Source organism: Methylobacterium organophilum (assembly GCF_022533465.1).
Taxonomy (GTDB): Bacteria; Pseudomonadota; Alphaproteobacteria; order Rhizobiales; family Beijerinckiaceae; genus Methylobacterium; species Methylobacterium organophilum.
The window spans coordinates 1,477,482-1,502,349 of the sequence record NZ_CP092848.1; the positions used below are offsets into that span (position 1 = coordinate 1,477,482).

The following is a 24,868-nucleotide window of genomic DNA, read 5'->3' on the forward strand; positions in this document are numbered from 1 at the left end:
CAGAGCCGGGGAGGGGCGAGGCATCTCAGGACGCCTTCCGGCGCGCGAGCTTGGCGAGCAGCGGCTCGAGCAGGTTGACGCGGCTGCGCCGGACCTCGGTACGGCCGATGAGGGCGGCGGCGAGCTCCGCGAAGATCTCGACCGGCTTCGCATTGCCCTGCACCTCCGCGATCATCTGGCCGTTATTGGCCGCCGTGCCGAACAGGGCCGGCTCGAAGGCGATCGTCGCCGAGACCGTGTGGTCGAGCGCCTTGGCGAACTCGCCCACCGCGATCTCCGGGCGCTTGGGTATGCCGACCCGGTTGAGCACGACCCGGGTGGGGCGGTCGTTCGGGCGGTTCTGCTGCAGGAGGCCGAGCAGATTCTTGGTGTTGCGCAGGCCGGCGAGGTCGGGCTCCGAGACGAGGACGATCTCGTCGGCGCCGATCAGCATCCGCCGCGTCCAGGCGGTCCATTGATGCGGCACGTCAAACACCACGACGGGAATCGTCGCCCGCAGGAGCTCCACCACGTTGTCGAGGGCGGGCTCGGCGAGGTCGATGGTGCGGTCGAGGGTGGCCGGCGCCGAGAGCAGGCTGAGATTGTCGCTGCACTTCGAGAGCAGGCGGTCGATCAGGTTCGCGTCGAGGCGCTCGGGGGCGAACACCGCCTCGGCGATGCCCTGGGGCGGATCCTGGTTGAAGTTGAGGCTCGCCGTGCCGAAGGCGATGTCGAGATCGACGATGACCGTGGCCGTCCCGTCCCGCGCCACGGTCCAGGCGAGGTTCTGGGCGAGGGTGGAGGCGCCCACGCCGCCCTTGGCGCCGCAGACGGCGATGGTGCGTCCGACGGGCTTGGCGCCCGGCGCGGTGAACAGGTCGGAGATCGCGGCGATCAGGCTCACGGGCTCGACCGGGGCCATCAGGTACTCGCTCACCCCCCGCTGCATGAACTGCCGGTAGAGCAGCACGTCGTTGACGTGGCCGATCACGATGACCTTGGTGCCCTCGTCGCAGACCTCGGCCAGGGCATCGAGGCATTCGAGCGGGCGCGACTTCATCCCGATCATCTCGATGACGATCACGTTGGGCGTCGGTGCGTGTCGATAGGCTTCCACCGCCGCCGCGCCGCCGCCCATGTGGACCTTCACATGGGCCTTGTGCATCCGGCGGTCCGTGGCGACCTCCTCGATCAGGGCCGCGGTCTCGGGCGACTCGCAATAGGCCTGGATCGTGATCCGCGGGACCGGGGCGATGACGCGATCGAAGGCCTCGTTCGGGTCCGACATGACGTGCTTCCGGTTGGTGCGCCCCCCGGCGGAGCGCCGGTATCGGGCAGGGCGTTGGCAAGGGCTTTCCGGAGGCCGGGGGCGTCTCGCCGCCCCCGGCCTCCGGCCGGATCGGCTACTGGCTGACCTGAGATTTGACGCTCGCCGCGCCATCCTGGCGCCATTGCGTTGATGGATCCTTGCCTTCGCGCAGCTCGTTGATGACCTTGCTGCGGCGTACGGTGTCGATCCGGCCCTCGCTGCGGCTCTGGACGAGGTCCGTGGGGTCGGCGATCTGGGCGGCGATGTTGGAGCGCGTCGCGCAGCCGAGATTCCAGTAGGGATCGTTGCGCAGGGAGAAGGCCGGATCCGAAGTGCCGAGATCCTGCGGCCAGAGCCCGCACTGGCCCGCCACCTTGGCTTCCATGCGCTGGAAGCTCAGGCGCACGGGGGAGGCAAGGGCCGGATTGGCCACGGTGTAGCCGGAGACGACGAAGGCGCGGGCCGGGATGCCGTTCTGCGCGCCGACCGCGCGGATCGCCGCCGCGGTCCGGTCGATCGACGGCACCAGCCCGGGGGCGACGCCCTGGGGCAGGTCCACCGCCAGCGTGCCGCGGCCGAAGCGCCGGAATTCCAGTAGGAAGGCATCGAGATCCGCCGCCTGGCGCGGGGAGAGGTGGCCCGGGCCGATCGGGAACACATCGAGAGTCCGGGTGCCGTCGGCCAGGACGAAGGGGTGACGCGTGCGCACGTCGTTCGGATAGAGCGCGCCCGTCGTGTCGACCCGGTCGCTCTTGCAGGCCGCGAGGGGGCCGGCGAGGAGGGCGAGGCCGAGAAGGGCGAGGGGCATCCTGCTGCGAGGGAGGGCCATCGTTCGAGTTCCTGATGCGGCGCGCCGCGCCGGCCTTGAGCCTCGGGAAGGATTCGGTCCGGATCAGTCGGCGATGAAGCCGACGCGGCCGCGGTAGGACGCGCCGATCGGGCTGCCGCCGGCGACCCCGTAGATCTTGTTGATACGGCCGAGCAGGACCGCCTGCGGGTCCGTCGCCTGCACGAAGCCGTCGTCGGGGCGGGAGACCTGCGAGGGCTGCATCGGTTTGGCGATGAAGGGCGTCACCATGATCATCAGCTCCGTCTCCTGGCGCTGGTAGTCGCGGGAGCGGAACAGGGCGCCGAGAATCGGCAGGTTGATGAGGCCGGGAAGCCCGCTGATCGTCTGCTTGCCGACCTGCTGGATCAGGCCCGCGGTCATCATCGTGCCGCCGGACGGCAGCTCGACGGTGGTCTCGGACTTGCGCACCTTGGTGCCGGGCACGGCCACGGCCTGATCGCCGACCGCGTAGTTGAAGCTGTTCTGCTGATCGATCTCGGTGACGTCGGTCCCGACCCGGACCGAGATGCGGTTCTCGGACAGGACGACCGGCGTGAAGGTCAGCGACACGCCGTAGGTCTTGAAGGTGATGCCGGGGCTGCAGACGATGCCGACGGCGCAGGAGGCGCTGGAGGGCACCGGGTACTCGCCGCCCGCCGTGAACTTGGCCGCCTCGCCGGAGATCGCGGTGAGGGTCGGCTCGGCGAGGATGCGCGAGACGCCGGCCTGCTCGAAGGCCTTGAGCGTCGCCTGAAGCGAGAACCCGCCGCTCTTCACCGAGGCCTGCAGGAAGTTGTCCGCCGGCGTGTTGCCGCCGGTGATCGGGAAGGGGTTGGACTGCGAGAGGATCGAGTGGTTGCTCGCGACCGGGTTCAGCGCCGACCAGCTGCCGCTGGTGTTGATGCCGAACTGCTTGATGACGCTGCGGGCCACCTCGACCACGGTGACGCGCAGCATCACCTGGTCGCGCTCCCGCACGGTCAGGTTGTTGATGACGGTGCCGCGTGCGCTGCCGCCGGGGGCGGCATTCCCGCCGATGCCGGTGCCGGTGCCGACGAAGGCCTGGGCCAGGTCGAAGGCGCGGGCGGCATCGGCCGCCGAGGCCACGGAACCGGACAGGATGATCGAGTTGCCCGCGGAGCGGATGTCGAAGCGGCCCTCGGGGAAGTTCTGATTGAGGATCTGGTAGAGCAGATCGAATTTCAGCTCGCTGCCGATGGTGACGTCGAGGGTGGCGATCTGGCGGCCCTCGGCATCCATCACGAAGATGGACGTGGCGCCGTTGTCGACGCCGATGACGAAGACCTTGCGGGTCGAGCGCACCACGGCGTTCGCCACCGCCGGGTTCGCCACGAAGACTTCCTTGGCGTCCCGGGGGAGATCGAGGATCAGGGAGCGCCCGCGGGTCAGCTCGATCTTGCGGGCGACGTTCGCATCGCCGGCCCCGATCGTCACCACCGTGCTGTTGGCGACGGTGGTCGGCATCTCGGCACGGGCGGCGCCCTGGGGGAGGGTGCTCAGCGCGAAGCCGGCGAGGAATGCGGAGACGGCTGCCCGGCGATGGGTCTTCAACATCGGTCCTCTCCTCACCGGCGGGTGGGCTGCTGCTTGGCCACGCCGAAGCGGACGATGGTCATCGTCCCGTCGGCGCCCGCATCGGCCATCGCCTCGGCCACCTTCCCGGCGTCCTGAATGCTGCGCAGGGACAGGGAGAGCTGGCCGACCTTCTGGGCGAGGGTGATGATCTCCGCCTGGGTCGGGGTCAGCGCGAGGGTGGCGGTCTCGCCGGTGACGACGTTCACGCCGTTCTTCTCCTGGACGACCTGCCCCACGGCGAGCACCCGCACGTCGGTCAGCACCGTCTCGGAGATCTGCTCGCCGCCATTGGCGTCGTCGCGATAGGTCTTGATCACGTCGACATGGTCGTTGGGCAGCACGAACCCGCCCGCGGTGCTCGAGCCGCGGGTGTCCGTGGTGACCGCGACCGCGCGCAGGCCGGCGGGCAGGATCGCCGACATGAAGCCGCTGCCGGCCTTCACGAGCTTCTCGGCGCGGATCGGCTCGTTGGCCAGGAAGCCCGTCCGGATGATCGAACCGGCCGTGTCCTTGATCGCGTCGGGCGCGAATTTCCGGGTGATGTAGCCGGGGGCCACGGCCTGTTCGGGCCAGGGCATCCAGCGCAGATCCTCGGGCTTCAGGGTCTGGCCCACGGGAAGATCGGCGGCGGCGACGAGGATCTCGGCGTGCTCCACCGGCGGCGGCGCGACGGCGACCGGCGCCGGGGGCGGCGGCGGATCCCCACTCATCATGAAGGCCGCGCCACCGCCTGCCACGACAGCAACGGCAAGGAGGGCAAGACGGGCTGGTTTCATCGGCGTCGCGCTGATCCGTCGACGGCGCAGGCCGCCGTCTGGCCTGAGCTTTGGGGCGGATTCGTCAAATTAAGGTTAACCGTTCGTCACGGTGCCGATCGGGGGCTGTCTCGAATGCGGAAGGTCTACAAGACGCGCTCAAGACAAGCCCGCCGGGCAACTGGAGATGGCCGGGGCAACGGCTGATGCTGCCCCGCCGGCATCAGTCGCGCCCAAGACAAAAGCGCCGGAAGGCCGGCGCTCTGCTTCGATGGGCCCTGGAAAGACTGGATGAGAGCCCCGCCGGGCTCCACATCCTTGTTCCGACGCGCTCCCTTTCGCCGAAGCGGCCTCTGCTTCGGTGCGAAGTGCCCTAGCCGAGGGGCAGGTGCTGCCAGGCCTGGGTCATCGGCAGCACGGCGAGGGCGGCCGCGGCCAGGGCGATGCCGTAGGGGATGCCGGTCTTCGCATCGTGCAGGTGCAGCGCGAAGGGAAGCCGCGCCGTGAAGCCCGGGAGCGGATAGGTGCGCATGTAGAGGATCAGCAGCGTGAGCGCCCCGCCGAAGACGGAGGCCACGAGAAGATAGTCGGCCATGTGGTCGAGCCCGATCCAGAGCGCCGTGGCCGCCGCCAGCTTCGCGTCGCCGCCGCCGATATAGCCGAGGGCGAACAGGGTGAAGGTCAGGAGCAGGGTCAGCGCGCCGGCCGCGACGTGGTTGCCGATCTCCGCCCAGCCGAGGCCCGCTCCGACGACGTAGAGGACGAAGCTGAGCATCACGAGCAGGTTGACCCGGTTCGGGATCAGCATCGTCAGCAGATCGCTCGCCGCGGCATAGGCCATCAGGAACGGGAAGACGATGCAGAGGGCGAAAGTCACCATGCCGGCCTCGATCGCGCGGGGGAGGGGAGAGCGGACCCGGGCAGCATGGCGCGACCGGGTTGAGAATTCGCCAATCCCGTTCGGAGCATCCTTCGGACCGCGGGGCGATGTCCGGGTTCCCCAAAACGGACAAGACGAGGCTGCGGCGATGGCGGCCTCGTCTTCCCATTCGGTCTGCGGTCACGCCGCAGCCTCACCGGATGCAGGCGGCGTCGAAGCGCCGCCGTTCCCGATCAGTTGGTCTTGGTGAGGGTGCTGCCGATGTTGTTGAAGGCGGTGTTGAGGTTCGAGCGCAGGGTGCCGAACAGGGCGATGAGGGCGACGGCCATCATGGCGGCGATCAGGCCGTACTCGATGGCGGTGGCACCGGACTCGTCGGAGGCGAAGCGCTTGACGATATTCTTCACGGGTGTTCTCCTTTGACTCGATAAACTTGCGAAGTAACCGTCGAAGTCTTTGGAACGCCTCGATCGGTGGCAGGGCTAGGGATAGATCACACGCGTTGATGTTGGGTTAAATTGATCCCGGAGTTCCAGTCCTGCCAAGGCAACCCGCGTCACGGTTAAGCGGACCTTGATTTGATCTCAGCAGGATTGCATGGCTGAGCTTGATTCCCGCAAGCGTAGCCATTCCGCGGGCCGAACCGGGCCTATCTTGCCAGAGCACGCTTCCAGGGCCGGGGACGTGTGAACACGGGGGCTTCGAGGGATCATGGGGCCGTCCGGCCTCGCGCCGGCGGCGTGATCCTGGCTGGGCGCATCGGGCCGGAGAATTGGTGCCGGGACACATGAGCGGTTATGCAGAAGGGCCGGCCTGACATCGTCAGGCCGGCCCTTCTGCGTTTCTCTCGATCGTCTCGGGGCGTTCTCGCCGCAGCGAAGGCCGGTTCGGTGCGGCCGCCTCATCAGGATCCGATCGGATCCCCCTGGGGCGCTGCCGAGATCACTTCTTGGTCAGGGTGCTGCCGATGTTGTTGAAAGCGACGTTGAGGTTTCCGCGCAGGGTCGTGAACAGGGCGATGAGGGCGACGGCCATCATGGCGGCGATCAGGCCATATTCGATGGCGGTGGCGCCGGATTCATTGGAGAGGAAGCGCTTGACGATGTTCTTCATGATAAAGCCCCATCTCAACCAGTCTTTTGCAAATTGATACAACGAGACGCTGTATGCGTTTCGCGCCAATGCAGAGAGACGAATGGAAAGATCCCATTGATTTTATGTTAAGCCGATAGAATACAATGCAGTTTTTGCGGAAAATTGTCGCAATGATCAGGCAAAAGTTTTGGCTCCTGAAAGAGATTGCAACTTGTGCTTGATTATCTTTCGTGTCCTGTATTCAGGGTGGCGCGCTGTGCGTATCCCCGCCGGTTGCGGCGCTGGGCTGCGCGACGTGCCGAAGGGGCGCGGTGGACGATCGGGCCATGGGAGGCCGGGACCGCCTGCCTGCGATGGTCTTGCGTAGGGGCGGAACGGTGCCGGCCCGAGGGGAGTCGGGCGGAGACGGGATGGGGATTAGCGGTTCTTTCACCACTCCCGCGGCATTCTCGCCGGGCTCGATGAACGATGCCGTTGATGCGCGATCCGCTGATGCGACGGGCCGGCTGCCTCCGCCGCCTCGGGGCCCGCGTGCCAGTGAGGGATCATGCTGCGCTTTCCGTCGTCCCGTCAGCGTTTCGGCTTCGCCGTGGCCGCCGTCCTTCTCGGAAGCCTTCAGGCCGCCCTGGCGAACGAGGGCAGCGAGCGCCCGGACATCACGGTGCTCGTGGACAATGCCAAGGTGATGCGGCTCCCGGAACGCACCCTCACGGTGATCATCGGCAACCCGATGATCGCGGACGTGTCGCTCCAGCGGAACGGGGTCGTCATCCTCACGGGCAAGAGCTTCGGCCGCACCAATCTGATCGCGCTCGACGGGACCGGCGCGATGCTCGCGGAGACGAGCATCTCGGTCCAGTCGCCGCCCCAGGCCTCCGTGGTCACCGTCCAGCGCGGGCTCGAGCGGGAATCCTATGCCTGCACGCCGAACTGCCAGCCCTCGGTGCAGCTCGGCGATTCGAGCAAGTACTTCTCCGAGGTGAGCGGGCAGGCCGACCAGCGGCGTGCCCTCGCGACGGCCGGCGCGGCCGGTCATTGAGGTGCGCCCCTCCGACATGGTGCCTCGTCGAAGCCGCGGGAGGGGCATAATCTGGGATTGATTGAATTATCTGAACACAACCTAATCGGGAAATTCTGTTGAGATCGGGAGGCGCGTTGTCGCTGAGGGCGCGTTAACCGTGCCGGTCGCGGCGAAGCGTCCGAATTCGAGTCGCGCATCTTCGCAACATTTCGGAAAACTGTTTTCCGGTACCCTGTCGCCTCCACGTGGTGTTGGCCGCAGGGGCGCTTGTCGTGCCTCGGCCTTCCGTCCTGTCGAGAGCGGCCGATGGCTCCAGCGCATGACGATCCGGTCGTTCGAGAGCCTCCGCGGTGGGGCTGTCACCGGGTTCTGCGCCGCTTCGGGCGGGATGCGGGCGGTGCGACGGCCGTCGAGATGGCCATCGTGCTCGTTCCCTTCCTCGCGATCCTGCTGTCGACCATCGAGACGGCGATCGTCTTCTGGGCGCAGATGTCCCTGCAGCAGGCCGTCGCCGACACGACCCGCGAGATCTACACGGGCAACTTCCAAACCGCGAACGCCAATCTCAGCAAGGCGTCCGATCTGCTCGACGCATTCCGGAAGAAGCTGTGCCAGGAGAACGGGCAGCCGCGGAAGGTGATCTTCAACTGCGCGAACGTGAAGTTGAACATCTCCACCGTGGACGCCTTCTCGAACGTGGCGCCCCTCAGCCCCGTCACGAGCGGCAGCGGCATCCGCGACTGGAACCCGAATTTCGGCACCGGCTATGCCTGCGGCCGGGGCAACGCCATCGTGCTGGTCCAGGCCGCGGTCGATTTCCCCGTCTTCTCCACGCTGCTCAACCCGGGCACCGTCACGCTGCCGGGAGGCCGGCGCGTCCTCCAGGCCGCCAGCGTGTTCCGGGTCGAGCCCTACGACTCGACGAAGGTCTGCTCATGACCCGGCTCTCGGCAGCAGCCCGTGCCGCCTCCGCGCGGCTGCACAGCTTCCGGCACGACAGCCGCGGGCTCGCCGCCCTCGAATTCGCAATCGTCCTGCCGGCGATGCTGCTCGTCTATGTCGGCACCGCCGAACTTGCGAGCGCGGTCGACATGAGCCGCAAGGTCAGCCTCGTCACCCGCTCCGTCGCCGACATCACCGGCCGTGCCGCGCCCGACAACATGGCGCCGATCTTCGACGCCGCCCGGGTGATCCTGCAACCCTACGATTCGAACCGGGCGAAGATCGTCATCAGCGCGATGGGGGTCACGAAGGTGAACAACCAAGTCACCGGCAAGGTCTGCTCCAGCGCGGCGACGAGCAACGCGTCGGCCCGGGCACGGGGGACCGTCGCCGGCACCAGCGACCTGCCGCCCGTGCCGGCGAGCTTCCAGTTCGACAAGGGCCGCTATCTCCAGGCCGAGGTCACGATGCCCTACGCCCCGCTCATGGGTTCGACGATCGTCGCGGCGATCTTCGGGCCGGGCGGCCTCACCATCAAGGAACAGATTCCGTGGGCCGAGCGCACGGATACCGAGATCGTGCTGCCCGGTGGGCAGAAATGCGCCTGATGCCTCCGGACGCTTCGCACCTTTCTATCGAGTCCGCCCTGCCATGACCCTCCTCTCGAAGGCCCTCTCGCGCATTCGCGGCCTGCCCCGCGACCGGTCGGGCCAGATGGCCGTGCTGTTCGGGATCGCCACGATCCCGCTGCTTTGCGTGGCCGGCGTTGCCATCGATTACGGGCGCCGCTCGTCGGCCAAGGTGCGTCTCGATGCGGCCCTGGACGCGGCGTTGCTCTCGGTCGTCAGCCAGCCGAGCAATACGATCGACGCGACCGCCCTTGCCGCGATGCAGACGCAGTTCCGGAGCGAGGCCGCCAAGATCCCGGGCGTGACCGTGCAGTCCTTCACGCCGAGCGTCGTGACGACCGCGTCGAAGGTCAGCCTGTCGGCCTCCTATGAGGGCACGATCGACACCACGCTCACCAAGCTGATGAATTTTTCCAGCATGAAGATCCAGGGAACTGCAGCGGCCACCCGCGGTGTCTCGCAATATATCGATTTCTATCTGCTGCTCGACAACTCGCCCTCGATGGGGCTTGCGGCGACCGACGCCGACATCGCGAAGATGCAGACGATCACCAGCGACAAATGCGCCTTCGCCTGCCACAAGCATACCTTCGACAGCAAAGGCAACATCACCGGTGACGATGCCGGGGACTATTACCATCTTGCCGCGCGCTACGGCATCAAGCTGCGGATCCAGGTGCTGCGCGACGCGGTGATGGGACTTGTCGACCGGGCCAAGACGGCGATGAAGCTGTCCCAGCAGTATCGGATGGAGGTCTGGACCTTCAGCGACGTGCTGACGAAGGTGTCGAACCTGACAAGCAACCTCGATTCGACGAAGAGCGACGCCACCAAGATCGACCTCGCCTATTCTCTCTATGGCGAGCCGGACAACCAGACCTCCTATGAGCGCGCCCTCCCCGGCATCACGAAAACGATTCCGAAGAGCGGGACCGGCATCACGCCGGATTCGCCGATCCGGTTCCTGTTCTTCGTGACGGACGGCGTCCAGGATACGCCGATCGACGGGAGCGTCAGCGAGCCGAGCGCGGGCTACAAGATCAATGCGAACCGGTTCATCAGCCCACTCAATCCGGCCCTGTGTCAGACCTTGAAGGACAACAACGTCCGCATCGGCATCATCTACACGACGTATCTGCCGCTCACCGTGAACGGCTTCTACAACGCGTTCGTGGCCCCCTATTCGAGCAAGATCGCCACCCGGCTCCAATCCTGCGCCTCGGACGGCCTGTTCTTCCCCGTCTCGACGGACGGAGACATCGGCGCGGCGATGAACAAGCTGTTCGACACCGCGGTGAACTCCGTCCGCCTGACCAATTGAGGCCGCTTCAGATCGTCTGGTTGTAGGCGCCGACTTCCGGGTTCTCCCGCAGGATGGCGTCGACGGCCTGGAACATCTCCCGCAGGCGGGCCTCCGAGACCGGGCTCTCCACCACCACGACGAGCTCGGGCTTGTTGGAGGAGGCCCGCACCAGGCCCCAGGTGCCGTCCTCGGTCGACACGCGCACGCCGTTGACGGTGACGAGATCCGTGATCGTCGCGCCGCCCACCGGCTCGCCCGCCGCCTGCATCGCCTGGAAGCGAGCGATCACCTTGTCGACGACCCCGTACTTCACCTCGTCCGGGCAATGGGGCGACATGGTCGGCGAGCCCCAGGTCTTGGGCAGGGCCCGGTAGAGATCGGCCATCGAGGCCTCGGGGTTGCGGTCGAGCATCTCGATCACCGCGATCGCGGTGATCAGCCCGTCATCGTAGCCGCGCCCGATCGGGGCGTTGAAGAAGAAGTGGCCGGACTTCTCGAAGCCGGCCAGCGCCGAGAGCTCGTTGACCCGGCGCTTGATGTAGGAATGGCCCGTCTTCCAGTAGTCGGTCGTCACGCCCTGCGCCTGCAGCGCGGGATCGGTGTGGTAGAGGCCGGTCGACTTCACGTCGACGACGAAGGTCGCGTTCGGGTGCAGCTTGGACAGGTCGCGGGCGAGCATCACGCCGATCTTGTCGGCGAAGATCTCCTCGCCCTCGTTGTCCACCACGCCGCAGCGGTCGCCGTCCCCGTCGAAGCCGAGGCCGACATCGGCGCCGGTCTCCTTCACCTTGGCCGCGATGGCATGGAGCATCTCCATGTCCTCGGGGTTCGGGTTGTAGCGGGGGAAGGTGTAGTCCGGCTCCGCATCGAGGGGGATCACCTCGACGCCGAGCCGCTCCAGAAGCTTGGGGGCGAAGGCGCCGGCGGTGCCGTTGCCGCAGGCGGCCACCACCTTGAGCTTGCGCGTGATCGGCTTGGCCCGCTCCAGGAGGTCGGCGAGATAGGTCTCCGCGAAGTTCGGCACGAATTCGTAGGCGCCGCCCTCGCGATACTGGAAGGCGCCGCTCGTCACGATCTCCTTGAGCCGGCTCATCTCCTCCGGGCCGAAGGTCATCGGGCGGTTGGCGCCCATCTTCACGCCGGTCCAGCCGTTGTCGTTGTGCGAGGCGGTCACCATCGCCACGCAGGGGCAGTCGAGGGCGAATTGCCCGAAATAGGCCATGGGCGAGAGGGCCAGCCCGATATCCTTCACCCGCAGGCCCGCCGCCTGCATGCCAGCGATCAGCGCCAGCTTGATGGAGGAGGAATAGGCCCGGAAATCGTGGCCGGTCACGATCTCGGGGCGCACGCCGAGCTCGTGCACGAGGGTGCCGATGCCGAGCCCCAGGGCCTGCACGCCCATCAGGTTGATTTCCTGCGGGAACAGCCAGCGGGCGTCGTATTCCCGGAAGCCCGTGGGCTTCACCAGGGGAAGCTGCTCGAACGCGAAGGTGTTCGGCGTCAGCGATGCCTGCGGTTGAGGAAACATGCGGCCCTTCCCGATCGATCGTCGTGTGCGTCGTCGGGAGTAGCCGGTTGGCCGCATGGGGGGAAGCGGCCACCGGGGCCTGTCGGGGCCAAAAAGTGTTAACCAGACAGGCCGGGCCGCCGCAACGGCCCGACCTTTTCTGCGCGGCCGCGATCAGTGCGGCTTGGCGGTGCCCGTGCTGCTGGAGCCGCTGCCGGACGAGCCGGAGGTGGTGGAACCGGTCGAGCCCGTGGTGTCGCCCGCGCCGTCCTTCTTGCCGAAGCCGGCCGCGTTGGGCGAGCCCTGCATCCGGCCCTGATCCTGCTGCATCTCGTGGCCGGGCGCCTTCGAGGAGGCGCCCCGGTCTTCCGCGGCCATGGCGGCCGTCGCGAAGCCGAAAGCGGTCAGGAGCGCAATCGCCGAGACTTTCATGGGTTTCCTCCAGGTTATGTTGAACAGCCGGAAAACGTTGCCGCCGCTCGGGTCGTTCCGGAAAAAGGCGATGCCGGATCCCCAGCGGTCGAAAGGCAGAATCTCCTCTTCGCAGATCTGGGCAAGGACCGGATCCGGCGGCGGGGAGCGTCGCTCCAGCCCCGCTTCGCGCCGCGACGATTTCCGTCGACGCGGCGACGTCTTCGCGTCGCCGGCCGGGGATTGTCGTCATGCGCCGCGCGATGGGGCGGCGGAAGGCGCACGGTCCGCATTGCGCAGGCCCCCGGATGCGTGTATGGGCGGGACGCGCCCTTGAGACACCCTTGGAGGCACGGGCGCATCGGGGATCGGTAGCTGGGCCGTCCGTTTCGGGCGGCCTTTGTCGTTCCCCCGACCGCAATCGAAAAAGGATCACGCCATGAGCGCAATCAAGCCGCTTGAGGCCGTGGCACGCGACCGGGTCGGCAAGGGGGCCGCCCGGGCCGTTCGTCGCCAGGGCCAGATTCCCGCCGTCATCTACGGCGGCGGCCAGGCCCCGCAGGCCATCGCCATCGACCTCATCCGCACCCGCACCCTGATCTATGCCGGTGGCTTCAAGACCACCGTGTTCGAGATCGCCGCCGGCGGCAAGAAGATCCGCGCCATCCCGCGCGACTTCCAGCTCGACCCGGTGACCGGCGTGCCGCTGCATGTCGACTTCCTGCGCGTCGTCTCCGGCCAGACCGTGACGGTCGAGGTGCCCGTGCACTTCCTCCACGAGGAGGCTGCGCCCGGCATCAAGAAGAACGGCGGCACGCTGAACATCGCCAAGCACACCCTCGAGCTCGACGTCGCCCCGGACCAGATCCCGGACGCGATCGAGATCGACCTGACCGGCCGCCAGATCGGCGACGTCATCCACGCCTCCGACGTGAAGTTCCCGGCCGGCACCTATACCGGCGCCGCCGAGGACGTGGTCGCCAACATCGTGCCGCCGACGGTGCTCGGCGCCGAGGTCGAGGCCGAGGAAGCCGCCATCGCCGAGGCCCAGTCCGCCGAGGCCGCCGAGGAGAAGGCGGAGACCGAGGGCGAGGCTGCCGACGAAGCGAAGTCCGACGAGGCCTGAGCCTTGGGGCTTCGGCCCGATCGCTTGCCCTGACGATGCCCCGGCACCCTGCCGGGGCATTTTTTCGTTTCGGAAGGCCTGTTCCCTCCCGTCTCCTGCGAAGGCGAGGTTCCATGCGGCTCATCGTCGGCCTGGGCAATCCCGGCCCGCGCTACGCGCGCAACCGCCACAATATCGGCTTCCTGGCCCTCGACGAGATCGCGCGGGTGCACCGGGCGGCCCCGTTCCGGAAGCGCTTCCAGGGCGAGGCGAGCGAGGCGGTGCTCGGCAGCGAGCGCGTCATCCTGCTGAAGCCCCTCACCTACATGAACGAGTCCGGTCGCTCGGTCGCGGAGGCGCAGCGCTTCTACAAGATCGCCCTCTCCGACGTGATGGTGCTGCACGACGAACTCGATCTCGCTCCGGCCAAGCTCCGGGTGAAGACCGGCGGCGGCAATGCCGGCCATAACGGCCTGCGCTCGATCACGGCGCAATGCGGCAACGATTATCGCCGGGTCCGCCTCGGCATCGGGCACCCCGGGGACAAGGCCCTGGTCCACGCCTACGTGCTCAACGACTTCGCCAAGGCCGAGGAGCCCTGGGTCGAGGATCTCTGCCGGGCGGTGGCCGACCATGCGCCCCTGCTCGCCGCCGGCGAGGATGCGAGCTTCCAGAACAAGGTCCATCTCGCCATGGCGGGGCGGGGCTGGGACGAGCAGAAGCCGATCGGCCGCAATTGACGCCGCGGGTGGGCAACGGGATATCCCTGCCGCCCCGTCCCGGCCGAGGAGTTCACCACCGTTGAGCCAGCAAGCGGCTTATCCTGCGCCCGCGCCCTGGCGCCGCCTGATCGCGCCCGGCCTCGCCACCCTCGTCTGCCTCGCGATCCTGCTGGGACTCGGGTTCTGGCAGCTCGCCCGCAAGGGCGAGAAGGAGGCGTTGATCGCCCGCATCGTCGAGCGCACCCGGGCCGCGCCGGTGCCGCCTCCCCCCTTCGAGGCCTGGGATGCGAAGGCCGACGAGTTCCGGCACGTCGCCGCCGAGGGCGTGCTCCTGAACGACCGCGAGACGCTGGTCCACGGGCTCGCTCCCGGCGACACGCCCGGTCGCGCCCTCCAGGGCTATTACGTGATCACCCCGCTCCAGCGGGCGGACGGCTCGGTCATCCTGGTCAATCGCGGCATCGTGCCGACCGAATTGAAGAACCCGGAGGACCGCAAGGCCGGCCAGATCGCGGGCGAGACCCGGGTCTCCGGCATGCTGCGGGCGAGCGAGCCCCGCGGCCTGTTCGTGCCGGCGCCGGATCCGGCCCGGGGCGAATGGTTCAACCGCGACATCGCCGGTATCGCGGCGGCGCGCGGGCTCGATCGGGTGGCGCCCTACATGATCGAGGCGGATGCGACCGCCAATCCCGGCGGCTGGCCGCGGGGCGGCCAGCTGCGGGTCGACCTGCCCAACAACCACCTGCAATACGCCTTCACCTGGTTCGGCATCGCCGCCTGCCTGGTGGGCGTCTTCTCGGTCTTCGCCGCCCGCCGCCTCAAGGAGACGCAGGCGGACTGAGGGATGGGCCGCTCCGGCGAACCGGAAGCGGCCGCGGCCTCACTCCGCCGCGGCGGCGAAGATCGTGCCGGCGCGGGGCAGGTCCAGGGTGTTCCAGGTTTCGACCAGGGCGTCCGTCAGGGTCGCGATGCGGGCGTCGTCGTGGAACGGCGTCGGCGTGATGCGCAGGCGCTCGGTGCCCCGGGGCACGGTCGGGTAGTTGATCGGCTGGATGTAGATGCCGTGGCGCTCCAGCAGGTGGTCGGCGGCCGCCTTGCACAGCTCCGCGTCGCCCACCATCACCGGCACGATATGCGTCTCGGTCGGCAGCACCGGCAGGCCGGCGGCGTCGAGGGCGGCCTTGGTCTTGGCCGCCTGGCGCTGATGCGCCGCGCGCTCCGCCTGGGAATGCTTGAGGTAACGCACCGAGGCCCGGGCCGCCGCGGCGATGGCCGGGGGGAGGGCGGTGGTGAAGATGAAGCCGGCCGCATGGCTGCGCACCGCGTCGCAGAGCGCCGCCGAGCCGGTGATGTAGCCGCCGACGCAGCCATAGCCCTTGGCCAGCGTGCCCTCGATCACGTCGACCCGGTGCATCACGCCGTCGCGCTCGGCGATGCCGGCGCCGCGGTCGCCGTAGAGGCCGACCGCATGCACCTCGTCGATATAGGTCATGGCGCCGTAGCGGTCGGCGAGGTCGCAGATCGCCGCGATCGGCGCCACGTCGCCGTCCATCGAGTAGACGGATTCGAACACGATCAGCTTCGGCCGGTCGCCGGCCTCGATCAGCAGCTGCTCCAGATGGCCGAGATCGTTGTGGCGGAAGACGCGCTTCTCGCAGCCCGACTGGCGCACGCCCTCGATCATCGAGTTGTGGTTGAAGGCGTCCGACAGGATCAGGCAGTTCGGGATCAGCTTGGCGATCGTGGCGATGCCGGTCTGGTTCGAGACATAGCCCGAGGTGAAGACGAGGCCCGCCTCCTTGCCGTGCAGGTCGGCGAGCTCGCGCTCGAGATCCACCAGCGGCGAGGTGTTGCCCGCGATGTTGCGGGTGCCGCCCGCGCCGACGCCGCAGCGGGCGGCGGTCTCGGTCATGGCGCCGACCACCTCCGGATGCTGGCCCATGCCGAGATAGTCGTTGGAGCACCACACGGTGATCTCGCGGGTTCCGCCATCCGACTTGCGCCAGCGGGCCTGCGGGAACTGGCCGGCGATGCGCTCGATATCGGCGAAGACGCGGTAGCGCCGCTCGCTGTGCAGGCGGTTCAGGGCCGTGGCGAAAAAGCGCTCGTAATCGAGCTTGGGCGCCGGGCTGGCGCAATCTTTGCGTGTTCCGCCGGCAGCCGAGAGTGTCTCGATCCTGTCGGTCTTTGCGGGCATCCGATCCACGGGCATCCGTCCTCGACGCATGTGCTGGCCGCCGGCTCCGAGTGAACCGTCGGGTTCAAGTCTGCGGTCCCGCTCTCGCTTGTTCGAGAGCATCCGGCTTCGAGCCGCTCTCTCCCGCGACTCCCTTCCGTGCGGTCACCGAAACGGCCTCACACCATTCCAACGACGGAACGACAGGATACAGACCGATCTGGAATTGGTTCAAGGTGAGTTCGAGACATTCCTGCTTTGCACCCGTTGTGACGGACGAGCAAAGCCGGTATCCGCGCCTGGGACGATGGGTCGCGCGATCACGGATGCGCGGATGAGCGACGAGAACCGGGACAAACGTCCGGACGCCCGCGGCGACCGGCTCAAGGCGGCCCTGCGCGACAACCTGAGGCGCCGCAAGGACCAGGCCCGGGGCCGGTCCGAGGAGCCGGGGGAGGCGGTCGCCGAAGTGCACCGTCCGGGGAAGCCGATACCCGGCGCATGCTGAGTCGCGCCGTCCCCTTTCCGCCAAATCCGGCCTATACGTGGCCGTTCGCCTCGGCGCTCCCGCGCCGGGAGGATTGCAGGAACGCGCCGGCCTGAAGCCGAGAGGCCGAGCCGGCGCCCGAAGGATCGACATGGACCGCATCCACATCACCGGCGGGGCGAAGCTCAACGGGGTCATTCCGATCTCGGGCGCCAAGAACGCCGCGCTGCCCCTCATGATCGCGAGCCTGCTGACCGGCGAGACGCTGGAGCTCGTCAACGTGCCCCGGCTCGCCGACATCACGGCCCTGACCCGCATCCTCGGCAATCACGGCGTCGACCAGATGGTGGTGGGCAAGCGGCCCGGGCAGACCACCGAGACCGGCCAGACCATCCGGCTGACCGCCTCGAACGTCATCGACACCACCGCGCCCTACGAGCTCGTTTCGACCATGCGGGCGAGTTTCTGGGTGGTGGCGCCGCTGCTCGCCCGCTTCGGCGAGGCCAAGGTCTCCCTGCCCGGCGGCTGCGCCATCGGCACGCGGCCGGTGGACCTGCTGATCATGGCGCTGGAGAAGCTCGGCGCGCAGATCGAGATCGACGGCGGCTACGTGGTCGCGAAGACCAGGAACGGCCTGCGCGGGGGCGAGATCAGCTTCCCGAAGGTCACGGTCGGCGGCACCCACGTGGCCCTCATGGCCGCTGCGCTCGCCTACGGCACCACGGTGATCGAGAACGCCGCCCGCGAGCCGGAGGTGGTCGATCTGGCCGAGTGCCTCATCAAGATGGGCGCGCGCATCAAGGGCGCCGGCACGCCGCGCATCGAGATCGAGGGCGTGGCCCGCCTGCACGGGGCCCGCCACGAGGTCCTGCCTGACCGGATCGAGACTGGCACCTACGCCATGGCCGTGGCGATGACCGGCGGCGACGTGGTTCTGGAGAACACCCGCGCCGACCTCCTGCACGCGGCCCTCGACGTGCTCGCGACCACGGGGGCCGAGATCACCCCGGTGCCGGACGGGATCCGCGTGCGCCGCAACGGCGCCGGCATCGCCGCGGTCGACGTGACCACCGATCCGTTCCCGGGCTTCCCGACCGACCTGCAGGCGCAGTTCATGGCGCTGATGACGCTCGCCAAGGGCTCCTCGCGCATCCGGGAGACCATCTTCGAGAACCGCTTCATGCACGTGCAGGAGCTGGCCCGGCTCGGCGCCCGGATCCGGCTCGACGGCGATGCGGCCATCGTCGAGGGCGTGGAGCGTCTGAAGGGCGCCCCGGTGATGGCCACCGACCTGCGCGCCTCGGTCTCCCTGGTGATCGCCGGGCTGGCGGCGGAGGGCGAGACCCAGATCAACCGGGTCTATCACCTCGACCGCGGCTTCGAGGCGCTGGAGGCCAAGCTCGGCCGCTGCGGCGCCCGGATCGAGCGCGTGCGGGTCTGACCTGACACGCGAAGCCCCGCCCGATCGGATCACGATCGGGCGGGGCTCCCGGACGTCTCAGTAGGCGGTGGCGCCGCGTTTCACGCCGAAGCCGGGGATGTCGCAGGCGCAGGACGAGTTCGGCGGCAGGGGCGGGGCCGGGCAGTTGCCGCGGGCGGTCACGCAGACGCTGCCGCCGCCGCGCCAGCGCCGGCGGGGCGGCGGGGGACGATCGTCATCGTCCTCGTCGCGATAGTAGCGCGGCGGCGGCGGCCGGTCGTAACCGTAATCCCGATAATATTGCGCGCTCGCGGGCACCGCCGTCGCGAGGGTGACCGCGGCCGTTGCCGCCAGCACGAAGCGCTTCACCGCCCAAACTCCCTAATTGGTGGCTGATCCGGCTCCCCGGATATCGACCGGGAGATGAACGCGGACTGAGAGGCCAAGGTTCGCCGGAAAAGTCAGGTTCGCGCCCCGCGTCGGTCCGGCCCGGTCGCGCGGCGCGCCCCTGCCCCGCTCATCGGCGGTTGCCGTGGGCACATGTGCTCGCTACCTGATGCGCCGACGCCCCGTGGCGTCGCCCGTCAGCCGCCTCCCCGAGCCGCGACCCGCCATGGAGCTCCTGAAGCTCGCAGCCCTCGACGCCGAGGACCTCGCCGTCATCTCCGCCCATCTCCAGGACGCCGTCCTGCAGCGGGGGGACATGACCTGGCTTCCCGCGCAGCGCCGCTTCGTGCTGGTCGCCCGCCGCTTCGACTGGGCCGCGCCCGAGGGCACGCCCCCGCGCCGCCGGCTCACCGGCCTGCATTTCGAGCGCGTGCTCGGCGTGAAGGCCAGGGGCCTGGCGCCGGACAACCCCTCCGCGGAGCCCCTCGAACTGCTCGCGATCACCTTCGAGCCGGGGGATCCGCCCTCCGGTTGCGCCACCCTGGTCTTCGCCGGGGGCGCGGCGATCCGGCTCGATCTCGAATGCATCGAGGTGCGCATGCGCGATCTCGGCCCGGTCTGGGAGGCGGAGGGCCGCCCCGACCACGAAGCCGAGGCCGCCGGCCGCATCGCCCTCCAGGATGGCCTTCAGGGCAACGCCCGATGAGCCGTCTCCCCCTCTCCTGCCCCGGTCCACGTCCATGATCCGCCTCGATTCCCGCGATTCCGGTTTCGCGGAAGGCTTCCGCCGCCTGCTCAGCGTCAAGCGCGAGATCGCCGAGGACGTGGACGAGACCGTGCGCGGCATCATCGCCGGCGTGGTCTCCGGGGGCGACGCGGCCCTCGTCGACTACACCCGCCGCTTCGACCGCCTGGGCGAGGATTTCTCCCCCGCCCGCCTGCGGGTGACCCCGGACGAGGTCGAGGCGGCGGTGGCCGCCTGCCCGGCCGAGGCGCGGGCCGCCCTGGCCCTCGCCGCCGAGCGGATCGAGACCTATCACCGCGCCCAGGTGCCCGGCGATCACCTCGCCACCGACGATCTCGGCGTGACCGCCGGCTGGCGCTGGACCGCCCTCGAATCCGTCGGCCTCTACGTGCCCGGCGGCACGGCGAGCTACCCCTCCTCGGTGCTGATGAACGCCGTGCCGGCGCGCGTCGCCGGCGTGCCGCGCATCGTCATGGTGGTGCCGACGCCGGAGGGGCAGCTCAACCCGCTGGTGCTCGCCGCCGCCAAGCTCGCCGGCATCGACGAGATCTACCGGGTCGGCGGCGCCCAGGCCGTGGCGGCCCTGGCCTACGGCACGGAGACGATCGCGCCGGTCGCCAAGATCGTGGGGCCGGGCAACGCCTATGTCGCGGCCGCCAAGCGGCGCGTCTTCGGCCAGGTCGGCATCGACATGATCGCTGGCCCCTCCGAGGTGCTGATCCTGGCCGACGGGGCGGCCAACCCCGACTGGATCGCCGCCGACCTCCTGGCCCAGGCCGAGCACGACACCGCGGCCCAGGCCATCCTCATCACCGATTCGGATGCGCTGGCGCGCAGCGCCGAGGAGGCGGTGGAACGGGCTCTGACCACCCTGCCCCGCGCCGAGATCGCCCGGGCGAGCTGGCGGGATTACGGCGCCATCATCCGCGTCGAGAGCTTCGAGCAGGCGATCCCCCTCGTCGATCAGCTCGCCCCGGAGCATCTGGAGATCGAGACCGAGGAGGCCGAGGCCCTGGCGGGCCGGATCCGCAATGCCGGCGCGATCTTCCTCGGCGCCCATACGCCGGAGGCGATCGGCGACTATGTCGGCGGCCCGAATCACGTGCTGCCCACCGCCCGCTCGGCCCGCTTCTCCTCGGGACTCGGCGTGCTCGACTTCATGAAGCGCACCTCGATCCTGCGTTGCGACCCGGCCGCCCTGCGGGCGCTGGGGCCGGCCGCGATCGCCCTCGGGCGCTCGGAAGGTCTGGACGGGCATGCGCGCTCGGTCGCGATTCGGCTCAATCTCTGACAAGACGCTCCGACATGAGGGGCGGGGGTTCGCCCCTCGTGCAGATACGGTAGAAGGCCAGCACGATGACGGCCGAAGCGGACAAGGAAGCGGGGGCGAGCGAGCGGTCCAGGAACCGCCTCGTGGCGGTGAGCCTCGACGAGGGCTCCATCGCCCGGGGCAACCGCGACCAGGAGCACGAGCGCGCCATCGCGATCTTCGACATCCTCGAAGAGAACGTCTTCGTGGTGCCGGGCCAGGAAGGCCCCTACGCACTCAATCTCGGCCTCGTCGAGAACAAGCTCTCCTTCGCCATCACCCGGGAGAACGGCGAGCCGGTGATGACCCACCTGCTCTCGCTCACCCCGTTCCGGCGGGTGATCCGCGACTACGAAATGATCTGCGAGAGCTATTTCAACGCCATCCGGACCGCCTCCCCGACGCAGATCGAGGCGATCGACATGGGCCGCCGCGGCCTGCACAACGAGGCGTCCGAACTCCTGCGGCAGCGGCTCGAAGGCAAGGTCGATCTCGACCACGACACCGCCCGGCGCCTGTTCACCTTGGTCTTCGCCTTGCACTGGAAGGGATGAGGCACGCCATGACGCGGCCTCTCGCTCGGCCCGCTTTTCCCTGAGGCCGCAGGACCAGGAATGGCGGAGGCGCTCACACCGGACGGCCCGGCCCGAAAGCGGCGGGTTCAGTCCGTTCTGTTCATGTGCAACTTCAACGCCGTGCGCTCGCTCGCGGCGGAGGCGATCGCGCGCCATTATTTCGGCAAGTCGATCTACGTGCAGTCCGCGGGCGTGCGCTCGGGCGAGCCGCGCGATCCCTTCATGGTCGCGGCCCTCGACGAGATCGGCATCGACGCCTCCCGCCACAAGCCGCGCACGGTCGAGGACCTGGAGGAGTGGGAGGGCCTGAACTTCGACCTGATCATCACCCTGGCGCCGGAGGCCCATCACCGGGCCCTCGAACTGACCCGGACGCTCGCCGCCGATGTCGAGTACTGGCCGACGCCCGATCCGACGGTGCTGCAGGAGGGCTCCCGCGAGCAGCGCCTCGACGGCTACCGCGACGTGCGCGACGGGCTGATCTTCCGCATCAAGAGCCGGCTCAAGGGCTGATCCGGCGCATCCCGGTCACGGGGCCGTAGCTCTTCACCCGGATGCGCTCCATGGCGAGGGCCAGGGGCTCGACCGTCACGGCCATGTGGTGGCCGTTGGCGTGGATCAGGCGGGTCGCGTCGAGCATCAGGCCGACATGGCCCTTCCAGAACACGAGGTCGCCCCGGCGCAGGGCGTCGGGCTCCAGGGGCAGGGCGGTGCCGAGGCCGCGCTCCTGCTGGTCGGCGTCGCGGGGGCAGGGCAGGCCGGCCATCAGCAGCGACAATTGCACGAGGCCCGAGCAGTCGAGGCCGAGGCTGGTGCGCCCGCCCCAGAGATAGGGCGTGCCTTCGAGGCGCTCGGCCGTGGCCGCGAAGTCGGCTTCGAAGCCGTCGAGGCCGCCCGCATGGCCGGCGAAGACGTAGCCGCCCCCCGAAAGCATGAGATAGTCGCCCGCCGTATCGACCGCCGTCAGGCAGGCGCCGAGGCTCAGATGCGCCAGCGGGGGCCGCTTCAGGTCGGGCTCCGGATAGATGAAGGTCCGCAGGGCCTTGATCCGGTGGGTCGGCTCCGGATCCGCGGGCCCGAGGGCCGCCTCCGCGAGATAGCCGACATAGCCGTCGCGCTCCTGCTGCACGTAGGCGAAGCCGTCGCGGGTCTCGTAGACCGTGACGGGGTCCCCCATCACCGCTTCGGTGTCGATCGCCGCATCGGCGCGCGGCGCCCGCCGCAGGGGCGTGGAGGGCAGGACGACCCGGCGCGGCTGCCCTTCGACATAGCGCGCGGCTTCCACCACGCCGCGCAGCCGCGCATCGGCGAGGTCGGGACGGGCGGGCGTCAGGCGGGGATCGCGCGTGTCGATCGACATCCCCCGGGCTTAAGGCTTCACCGAAATCCGGACAACCGGGTGGCCCCTCATGGGTTGCCGGAGGAGAGCGGCGGGTCTTCCCCGAGCGCGGCAGCCGTGCAAGCCGCGCATCGGGCTTGCGCGTGATGCGCTGCACAATCGGGTTGGTCCGTCCTATGCTTGGCACATGATGACCGCGAGGCGTGCCGTGAAGAATCCGCCCAAGAGCTTCCAGGATCTGCCGCCGATCCGCGTGCGGCGCGAGCCCCCCACCGTGGAGGAGGCCGTTGCCGCGGCCCAGGATCTCGCGGACGACACCGAGCAGCAGGTCGAGATCGCGGCGGGCCTAATCGGTCTGCCCGTCGACGAGGTGCGCCCGCACGTCCTTGAGGCGGCCAAGGCCAAGGCGAAGCCGGAACGGGCGCCCGAGCGGATCATGACGCCGGGCAATCCCAGCCGGGGGCCGCGCACGGTCATCGTGGAGCGCCGGGCGCGGCCGACCGTGGTGGTGGAGCGGCGCGGACGTCCGATCGAGCCGCGCCGCTGACCGTTTTCACCAGGGCAGCGTCTCACCCCGGTAGTCGAGATAAAGGCAGCCCTTCTCCCCGAGGCGGCGCTCGATGACGTCCGCCATCCCGGTCACGCTGGTTTCCACGTCGATATCCGCCTCCGGGCCGCCCATATCGGTGCGCACCCAGCCCGGATGCAGCAGCAGCACGCCGAAGCCGTCCTCGCGGTGGCGGACCTCGAAGCTGCGGGCATAGGTGTTGAGCGCCGCCTTGCTCGCCCGGTAATTCTCCCAATCCCCGCTCTCGTTCAGGGCGACGCTGCCGAGGATCGAGCTCATGAAGGCGAGGGTGCCGTTCGGGGCGACGGAGCCCGCGAACACCTCGGCGAAGCGCAGGGGGCTGACCGCGTTGGTCTGATAGACCTGGGAGGCGACCGCCCGGGGCACGGTGTGGATCGGATCGTGGGCCTGGGTCGCCACGCCGGCCACGACGAAGATCAGGTCGAAGCGCTGGCCGGCCAGACGCTCGTGCAGGGCGGCCACGGAAGCGTCGTCGTCGATGTCGGCGGTCTCCACCGACAGGGCAGGCGCCGCGATCCGTTCCAGCTCCGGCGAGGTCTTGCGCTGGGTCGCGGTGACCCGCCAGCCGCGTTTCAGAAAAGTCTCGACGAGACCGAGACCCAGGCCGCGCGAGGCCCCGACGATGAGCGCGCTCTTATGCGAGGATGCCATGTCACCTCTCCTGCGGCCGCGGGATCAAGGGCCCGGCCGCAGCGGGCGAAGTCGGGTTCGCCGCAGCGGCCGGAAAGAGGCTCCCCTGCGCACAGGTGCGCGGGCGCACATGGTCCAGGCACAGGTGCGCGGGCGCACATGGTCCAGGGATGAAATTTCGGAGCGGCGCCGGTCCGATCGCTCAGTCGCCCGCGCGCACCGACCAGGTCGCGTGGCGGATGCCGGGAGCGGCCGCGAGCGCCGTGGTGACGGCATCGAGCTCCTCGCCCTCGACCGCCCGCGCCGTCAGCGTCGCGACCACCTCGACGACCTCCTCGCCGCGTTCCTCCACCTCGACGCTGCCCACGGGGTAGTTCGCGGCCTCCAGCCGCTCCACGAGCAGGTCGCGGACCGGGCCGGCGGCCTCCGCGTCCGTGGTGACTTGGACCTCGTAGGTCGCCTCCGTCTGGCTCTCGTCGATCGGGATGCGGTCGATCAGGTTGACGAGGGGGCGCAGCAGCGTGTTGCCGGCGAGCACCGCCGCGGTGACGAAGATCGCCTCCAGGGGCAGGTCCGCCCCCGCGAAGGCGCCGACCGCGGCCGAGCACCAGAGGGTGGCGGCGGTGTTGAGGCCGCGCACATTGGTGCCCTCCTTCATGATCACGCCGGCGCCGAGGAAGCCGATGCCGGAGATCACGTAGGCGACCGTGCGCACGGCGCCGTCCCCGCCGGTCAGCCGCATGCCGAGATCGACGAAGGCCGAGGCGCCGACCGCCACCAGCACGGCGGTGCGCAGGCCCGCGGTGCGCTGCCGGAACTGGCGCTCCGCCCCGATCAGCGTGCCGAGGCCGAAGGCGACGACGAGGCTGATCGCGGAATTGACGGCTTCGGGCGTCGGGATCGGGAAGGGGCCGGGCATCCAGGGCTCATAATCGAGCGTTCGTGACGTTTCCGTGATGGTGCGGGGATCGTTCGGGGACGGTGCGGGCGGCGGGGGTGCCGAGGCAAATTGCCCGGGTTTCGCCGACGGGATTGACGCCCGGGCGCGGCAGCAGGCACACCGGCTAACCTATGGATCGCCTAAGAATCCATACCGAGGAGACGTTCATGAAGCGGGACTTCGTCCCC

Annotated in this window: 28 protein-coding genes; 14 read left to right on the forward strand and 14 right to left on the reverse strand. The window is 69.0% G+C overall.

Going from position 1 to position 24,868, the window contains the following annotated elements:
* Positions 1-25: 25 nt before the first annotated feature.
* From MMB17_RS06785 to MMB17_RS06815, 7 genes are all read right to left on the reverse strand, one after another.
* Entirely contained in the window at positions 26-1,267 is a 1,242-nt protein-coding gene (locus MMB17_RS06785; protein ID WP_241101531.1) for a CpaE/TadZ family protein, read from the reverse strand.
* Between the two features lie 115 nt (positions 1,268-1,382).
* Positions 1,383-2,117 carry a CpaD family pilus assembly protein gene (locus tag MMB17_RS06790; protein WP_238309410.1) on the reverse strand — a complete coding sequence of 245 codons (735 nt, stop codon included), beginning with the start codon at positions 2,115-2,117 and terminating at the stop codon, positions 1,383-1,385.
* Between the two features lie 63 nt (positions 2,118-2,180).
* The gene (locus tag MMB17_RS06795) at positions 2,181-3,692 is read right to left on the reverse strand and encodes a type II and III secretion system protein family protein (protein WP_241101532.1); all 1,512 of its coding nucleotides are present in this window, start codon (positions 3,690-3,692) and stop codon (positions 2,181-2,183) included.
* Between the two features lie 11 nt (positions 3,693-3,703).
* Positions 3,704-4,489 carry a Flp pilus assembly protein CpaB gene (cpaB, locus tag MMB17_RS06800; RefSeq protein WP_238309408.1) on the reverse strand — a complete coding sequence of 262 codons (786 nt, stop codon included), beginning with the start codon at positions 4,487-4,489 and terminating at the stop codon, positions 3,704-3,706.
* A gap of 352 nt (positions 4,490-4,841) precedes the next feature.
* Positions 4,842-5,348, reverse strand: a complete 507-nt coding sequence (locus tag MMB17_RS06805; protein ID WP_238309407.1) for an A24 family peptidase — start codon at positions 5,346-5,348, stop codon at positions 4,842-4,844.
* Positions 5,349-5,581: 233 nt separating this feature from the next.
* Positions 5,582-5,755, reverse strand: a complete 174-nt coding sequence (locus MMB17_RS06810) for a Flp family type IVb pilin (RefSeq protein WP_238309406.1) — start codon at positions 5,753-5,755, stop codon at positions 5,582-5,584.
* 535 nt (positions 5,756-6,290) lie between these two features.
* Positions 6,291-6,461, reverse strand: coding sequence for a Flp family type IVb pilin (locus MMB17_RS06815; RefSeq protein ID WP_238309405.1), 171 nt, complete (start codon positions 6,459-6,461; stop codon positions 6,291-6,293).
* Between the two features lie 529 nt (positions 6,462-6,990).
* On the opposite strand from MMB17_RS06815, the gene MMB17_RS06820 reads away from it, so the two are divergent.
* The 4 genes from MMB17_RS06820 (at position 6,991) to MMB17_RS06835 (ending at position 10,356) form a co-directional block, all read left to right on the forward strand.
* Positions 6,991-7,482, forward strand: coding sequence for a pilus assembly protein N-terminal domain-containing protein (locus MMB17_RS06820; protein ID WP_241101533.1), 492 nt, complete (start codon positions 6,991-6,993; stop codon positions 7,480-7,482).
* 396 nt (positions 7,483-7,878) lie between these two features.
* Positions 7,879-8,403, forward strand: a complete 525-nt coding sequence (locus MMB17_RS06825) for a TadE/TadG family type IV pilus assembly protein (protein WP_241101534.1) — start codon at positions 7,879-7,881, stop codon at positions 8,401-8,403.
* Positions 8,400-9,014 carry a TadE/TadG family type IV pilus assembly protein gene (locus MMB17_RS06830; protein WP_241101535.1) on the forward strand — a complete coding sequence of 205 codons (615 nt, stop codon included), beginning with the start codon at positions 8,400-8,402 and terminating at the stop codon, positions 9,012-9,014. Before MMB17_RS06825 ends, MMB17_RS06830 begins: the two co-directional genes overlap by 4 nt.
* Positions 9,015-9,057: 43 nt before the next feature.
* A complete protein-coding gene (locus MMB17_RS06835) occupies positions 9,058-10,356 on the forward strand; it encodes a TadE/TadG family type IV pilus assembly protein (RefSeq protein ID WP_241101536.1) in 1,299 nt (432 codons plus the stop codon).
* Between the two features lie 7 nt (positions 10,357-10,363).
* Here MMB17_RS06835 and MMB17_RS06840 read toward each other — a convergent pair whose 3' ends face one another.
* Positions 10,364-11,866 (reverse strand): phosphomannomutase/phosphoglucomutase, encoded by a 1,503-nt coding sequence (locus tag MMB17_RS06840; protein ID WP_241101537.1) that lies wholly within the window; start codon positions 11,864-11,866, stop codon positions 10,364-10,366.
* Between the two features lie 153 nt (positions 11,867-12,019).
* The gene (locus MMB17_RS06845; protein ID WP_238309399.1) at positions 12,020-12,277 is read right to left on the reverse strand and encodes a hypothetical protein; all 258 of its coding nucleotides are present in this window, start codon (positions 12,275-12,277) and stop codon (positions 12,020-12,022) included.
* Between the two features lie 418 nt (positions 12,278-12,695).
* Between MMB17_RS06845 and MMB17_RS06850 the strand changes: the two genes are divergently transcribed.
* The 3 genes from MMB17_RS06850 (at position 12,696) to MMB17_RS06860 (ending at position 14,924) form a co-directional block, all read left to right on the forward strand.
* Entirely contained in the window at positions 12,696-13,382 is a 687-nt protein-coding gene (locus MMB17_RS06850; protein ID WP_238309398.1) for a 50S ribosomal protein L25/general stress protein Ctc, read from the forward strand.
* Between the two features lie 113 nt (positions 13,383-13,495).
* Positions 13,496-14,101 (forward strand): aminoacyl-tRNA hydrolase, encoded by a 606-nt coding sequence (gene pth, locus MMB17_RS06855; protein ID WP_241101538.1) that lies wholly within the window; start codon positions 13,496-13,498, stop codon positions 14,099-14,101.
* A 61-nt stretch (positions 14,102-14,162) separates the two neighbouring features.
* On the forward strand, positions 14,163-14,924 hold the full coding sequence (locus MMB17_RS06860; protein WP_241101539.1) for an SURF1 family protein: 762 nt from the start codon (positions 14,163-14,165) through the stop codon (positions 14,922-14,924).
* A gap of 39 nt (positions 14,925-14,963) precedes the next feature.
* Here MMB17_RS06860 and hemA read toward each other — a convergent pair whose 3' ends face one another.
* Positions 14,964-16,295, reverse strand: coding sequence for a 5-aminolevulinate synthase (gene hemA, locus MMB17_RS06865; RefSeq protein ID WP_241101540.1), 1,332 nt, complete (start codon positions 16,293-16,295; stop codon positions 14,964-14,966).
* Between the two features lie 298 nt (positions 16,296-16,593).
* Between hemA and MMB17_RS06870 the strand changes: the two genes are divergently transcribed.
* Entirely contained in the window at positions 16,594-16,767 is a 174-nt protein-coding gene (locus MMB17_RS06870) for a hypothetical protein (RefSeq protein ID WP_241101541.1), read from the forward strand.
* Positions 16,768-16,897: 130 nt separating this feature from the next.
* The gene (gene murA, locus MMB17_RS06875) at positions 16,898-18,187 is read left to right on the forward strand and encodes a UDP-N-acetylglucosamine 1-carboxyvinyltransferase (RefSeq protein WP_241101542.1); all 1,290 of its coding nucleotides are present in this window, start codon (positions 16,898-16,900) and stop codon (positions 18,185-18,187) included.
* A 57-nt stretch (positions 18,188-18,244) separates the two neighbouring features.
* On the opposite strand, the gene MMB17_RS06880 is transcribed toward murA, so the two are convergent.
* A complete protein-coding gene (locus tag MMB17_RS06880) occupies positions 18,245-18,535 on the reverse strand; it encodes a hypothetical protein (protein WP_238309393.1) in 291 nt (96 codons plus the stop codon).
* Between the two features lie 244 nt (positions 18,536-18,779).
* On the opposite strand from MMB17_RS06880, the gene MMB17_RS06885 reads away from it, so the two are divergent.
* From MMB17_RS06885 to MMB17_RS06900, 4 genes are all read left to right on the forward strand, one after another.
* Positions 18,780-19,259: a DUF2948 family protein gene (locus tag MMB17_RS06885; protein WP_238309636.1), complete on the forward strand. Its 480-nt coding sequence runs from the start codon at positions 18,780-18,782 to the stop codon at positions 19,257-19,259.
* 34 nt (positions 19,260-19,293) lie between these two features.
* Entirely contained in the window at positions 19,294-20,589 is a 1,296-nt protein-coding gene (gene hisD, locus MMB17_RS06890; RefSeq protein ID WP_241101543.1) for a histidinol dehydrogenase, read from the forward strand.
* A gap of 65 nt (positions 20,590-20,654) precedes the next feature.
* Positions 20,655-21,161 (forward strand): UPF0262 family protein, encoded by a 507-nt coding sequence (locus tag MMB17_RS06895; protein ID WP_241101544.1) that lies wholly within the window; start codon positions 20,655-20,657, stop codon positions 21,159-21,161.
* A gap of 60 nt (positions 21,162-21,221) precedes the next feature.
* Positions 21,222-21,695, forward strand: coding sequence for an arsenate-mycothiol transferase ArsC (locus tag MMB17_RS06900; RefSeq protein ID WP_238309390.1), 474 nt, complete (start codon positions 21,222-21,224; stop codon positions 21,693-21,695).
* On the opposite strand, the gene MMB17_RS06905 is transcribed toward MMB17_RS06900, so the two are convergent.
* The gene (locus MMB17_RS06905) at positions 21,685-22,542 is read right to left on the reverse strand and encodes a C40 family peptidase (RefSeq protein WP_241101545.1); all 858 of its coding nucleotides are present in this window, start codon (positions 22,540-22,542) and stop codon (positions 21,685-21,687) included. The genes MMB17_RS06900 and MMB17_RS06905 overlap by 11 nt on opposite strands.
* Positions 22,543-22,729: 187 nt before the next feature.
* On the opposite strand from MMB17_RS06905, the gene MMB17_RS06910 reads away from it, so the two are divergent.
* A complete protein-coding gene (locus MMB17_RS06910) occupies positions 22,730-23,068 on the forward strand; it encodes a hypothetical protein (protein WP_373324879.1) in 339 nt (112 codons plus the stop codon).
* A gap of 6 nt (positions 23,069-23,074) precedes the next feature.
* Here MMB17_RS06910 and MMB17_RS06915 read toward each other — a convergent pair whose 3' ends face one another.
* Positions 23,075-23,761, reverse strand: a complete 687-nt coding sequence (locus MMB17_RS06915; protein WP_241101546.1) for an SDR family oxidoreductase — start codon at positions 23,759-23,761, stop codon at positions 23,075-23,077.
* A 181-nt stretch (positions 23,762-23,942) separates the two neighbouring features.
* Entirely contained in the window at positions 23,943-24,659 is a 717-nt protein-coding gene (locus MMB17_RS06920; protein ID WP_241101547.1) for an MgtC/SapB family protein, read from the reverse strand.
* Between the last annotated feature and the right edge of the window lie 209 nt (positions 24,660-24,868).

Bases quoted from the DNA above. Each gene is read 5' to 3' on its own strand.
- MMB17_RS06850 (WP_238309398.1), top strand. From the start codon at position 12,696: ATGAGCGCAATCAAGCCGCTTGAGGCCGTGGCACGCGACCGGGTCGGC.
- MMB17_RS06790 (WP_238309410.1), bottom strand. From the start codon at position 2,117: ATGGCCCTCCCTCGCAGCAGGATGCCCCTCGCCCTTCTCGGCCTCGCC.
- MMB17_RS06915 (WP_241101546.1), bottom strand. From the start codon at position 23,761: ATGGCATCCTCGCATAAGAGCGCGCTCATCGTCGGGGCCTCGCGCGGC.
- hisD (WP_241101543.1), top strand. From the start codon at position 19,294: ATGATCCGCCTCGATTCCCGCGATTCCGGTTTCGCGGAAGGCTTCCGC.
- MMB17_RS06825 (WP_241101534.1), top strand. From the start codon at position 7,879: ATGGCCATCGTGCTCGTTCCCTTCCTCGCGATCCTGCTGTCGACCATC.
- MMB17_RS06820 (WP_241101533.1), top strand. From the start codon at position 6,991: ATGCTGCGCTTTCCGTCGTCCCGTCAGCGTTTCGGCTTCGCCGTGGCC.
- MMB17_RS06885 (WP_238309636.1), top strand. From the start codon at position 18,780: ATGGAGCTCCTGAAGCTCGCAGCCCTCGACGCCGAGGACCTCGCCGTC.
- cpaB (WP_238309408.1), bottom strand. From the start codon at position 4,489: ATGAAACCAGCCCGTCTTGCCCTCCTTGCCGTTGCTGTCGTGGCAGGC.
- MMB17_RS06805 (WP_238309407.1), bottom strand. From the start codon at position 5,348: ATGGTGACTTTCGCCCTCTGCATCGTCTTCCCGTTCCTGATGGCCTAT.
- MMB17_RS06815 (WP_238309405.1), bottom strand. From the start codon at position 6,461: ATGAAGAACATCGTCAAGCGCTTCCTCTCCAATGAATCCGGCGCCACC.
- MMB17_RS06920 (WP_241101547.1), bottom strand. From the start codon at position 24,659: ATGCCCGGCCCCTTCCCGATCCCGACGCCCGAAGCCGTCAATTCCGCG.
- MMB17_RS06870 (WP_241101541.1), top strand. From the start codon at position 16,594: ATGAGCGACGAGAACCGGGACAAACGTCCGGACGCCCGCGGCGACCGG.
- MMB17_RS06795 (WP_241101532.1), bottom strand. From the start codon at position 3,692: ATGTTGAAGACCCATCGCCGGGCAGCCGTCTCCGCATTCCTCGCCGGC.
- MMB17_RS06840 (WP_241101537.1), bottom strand. From the start codon at position 11,866: ATGTTTCCTCAACCGCAGGCATCGCTGACGCCGAACACCTTCGCGTTC.
- MMB17_RS06835 (WP_241101536.1), top strand. From the start codon at position 9,058: ATGACCCTCCTCTCGAAGGCCCTCTCGCGCATTCGCGGCCTGCCCCGC.
- MMB17_RS06905 (WP_241101545.1), bottom strand. From the start codon at position 22,542: ATGTCGATCGACACGCGCGATCCCCGCCTGACGCCCGCCCGTCCCGAC.
- murA (WP_241101542.1), top strand. From the start codon at position 16,898: ATGGACCGCATCCACATCACCGGCGGGGCGAAGCTCAACGGGGTCATT.
- MMB17_RS06895 (WP_241101544.1), top strand. From the start codon at position 20,655: ATGACGGCCGAAGCGGACAAGGAAGCGGGGGCGAGCGAGCGGTCCAGG.
- MMB17_RS06785 (WP_241101531.1), bottom strand. From the start codon at position 1,267: ATGTCGGACCCGAACGAGGCCTTCGATCGCGTCATCGCCCCGGTCCCG.
- MMB17_RS06900 (WP_238309390.1), top strand. From the start codon at position 21,222: ATGGCGGAGGCGCTCACACCGGACGGCCCGGCCCGAAAGCGGCGGGTT.
- hemA (WP_241101540.1), bottom strand. From the start codon at position 16,295: ATGCCCGTGGATCGGATGCCCGCAAAGACCGACAGGATCGAGACACTC.
- pth (WP_241101538.1), top strand. From the start codon at position 13,496: ATGCGGCTCATCGTCGGCCTGGGCAATCCCGGCCCGCGCTACGCGCGC.
- MMB17_RS06845 (WP_238309399.1), bottom strand. From the start codon at position 12,277: ATGAAAGTCTCGGCGATTGCGCTCCTGACCGCTTTCGGCTTCGCGACG.
- MMB17_RS06830 (WP_241101535.1), top strand. From the start codon at position 8,400: ATGACCCGGCTCTCGGCAGCAGCCCGTGCCGCCTCCGCGCGGCTGCAC.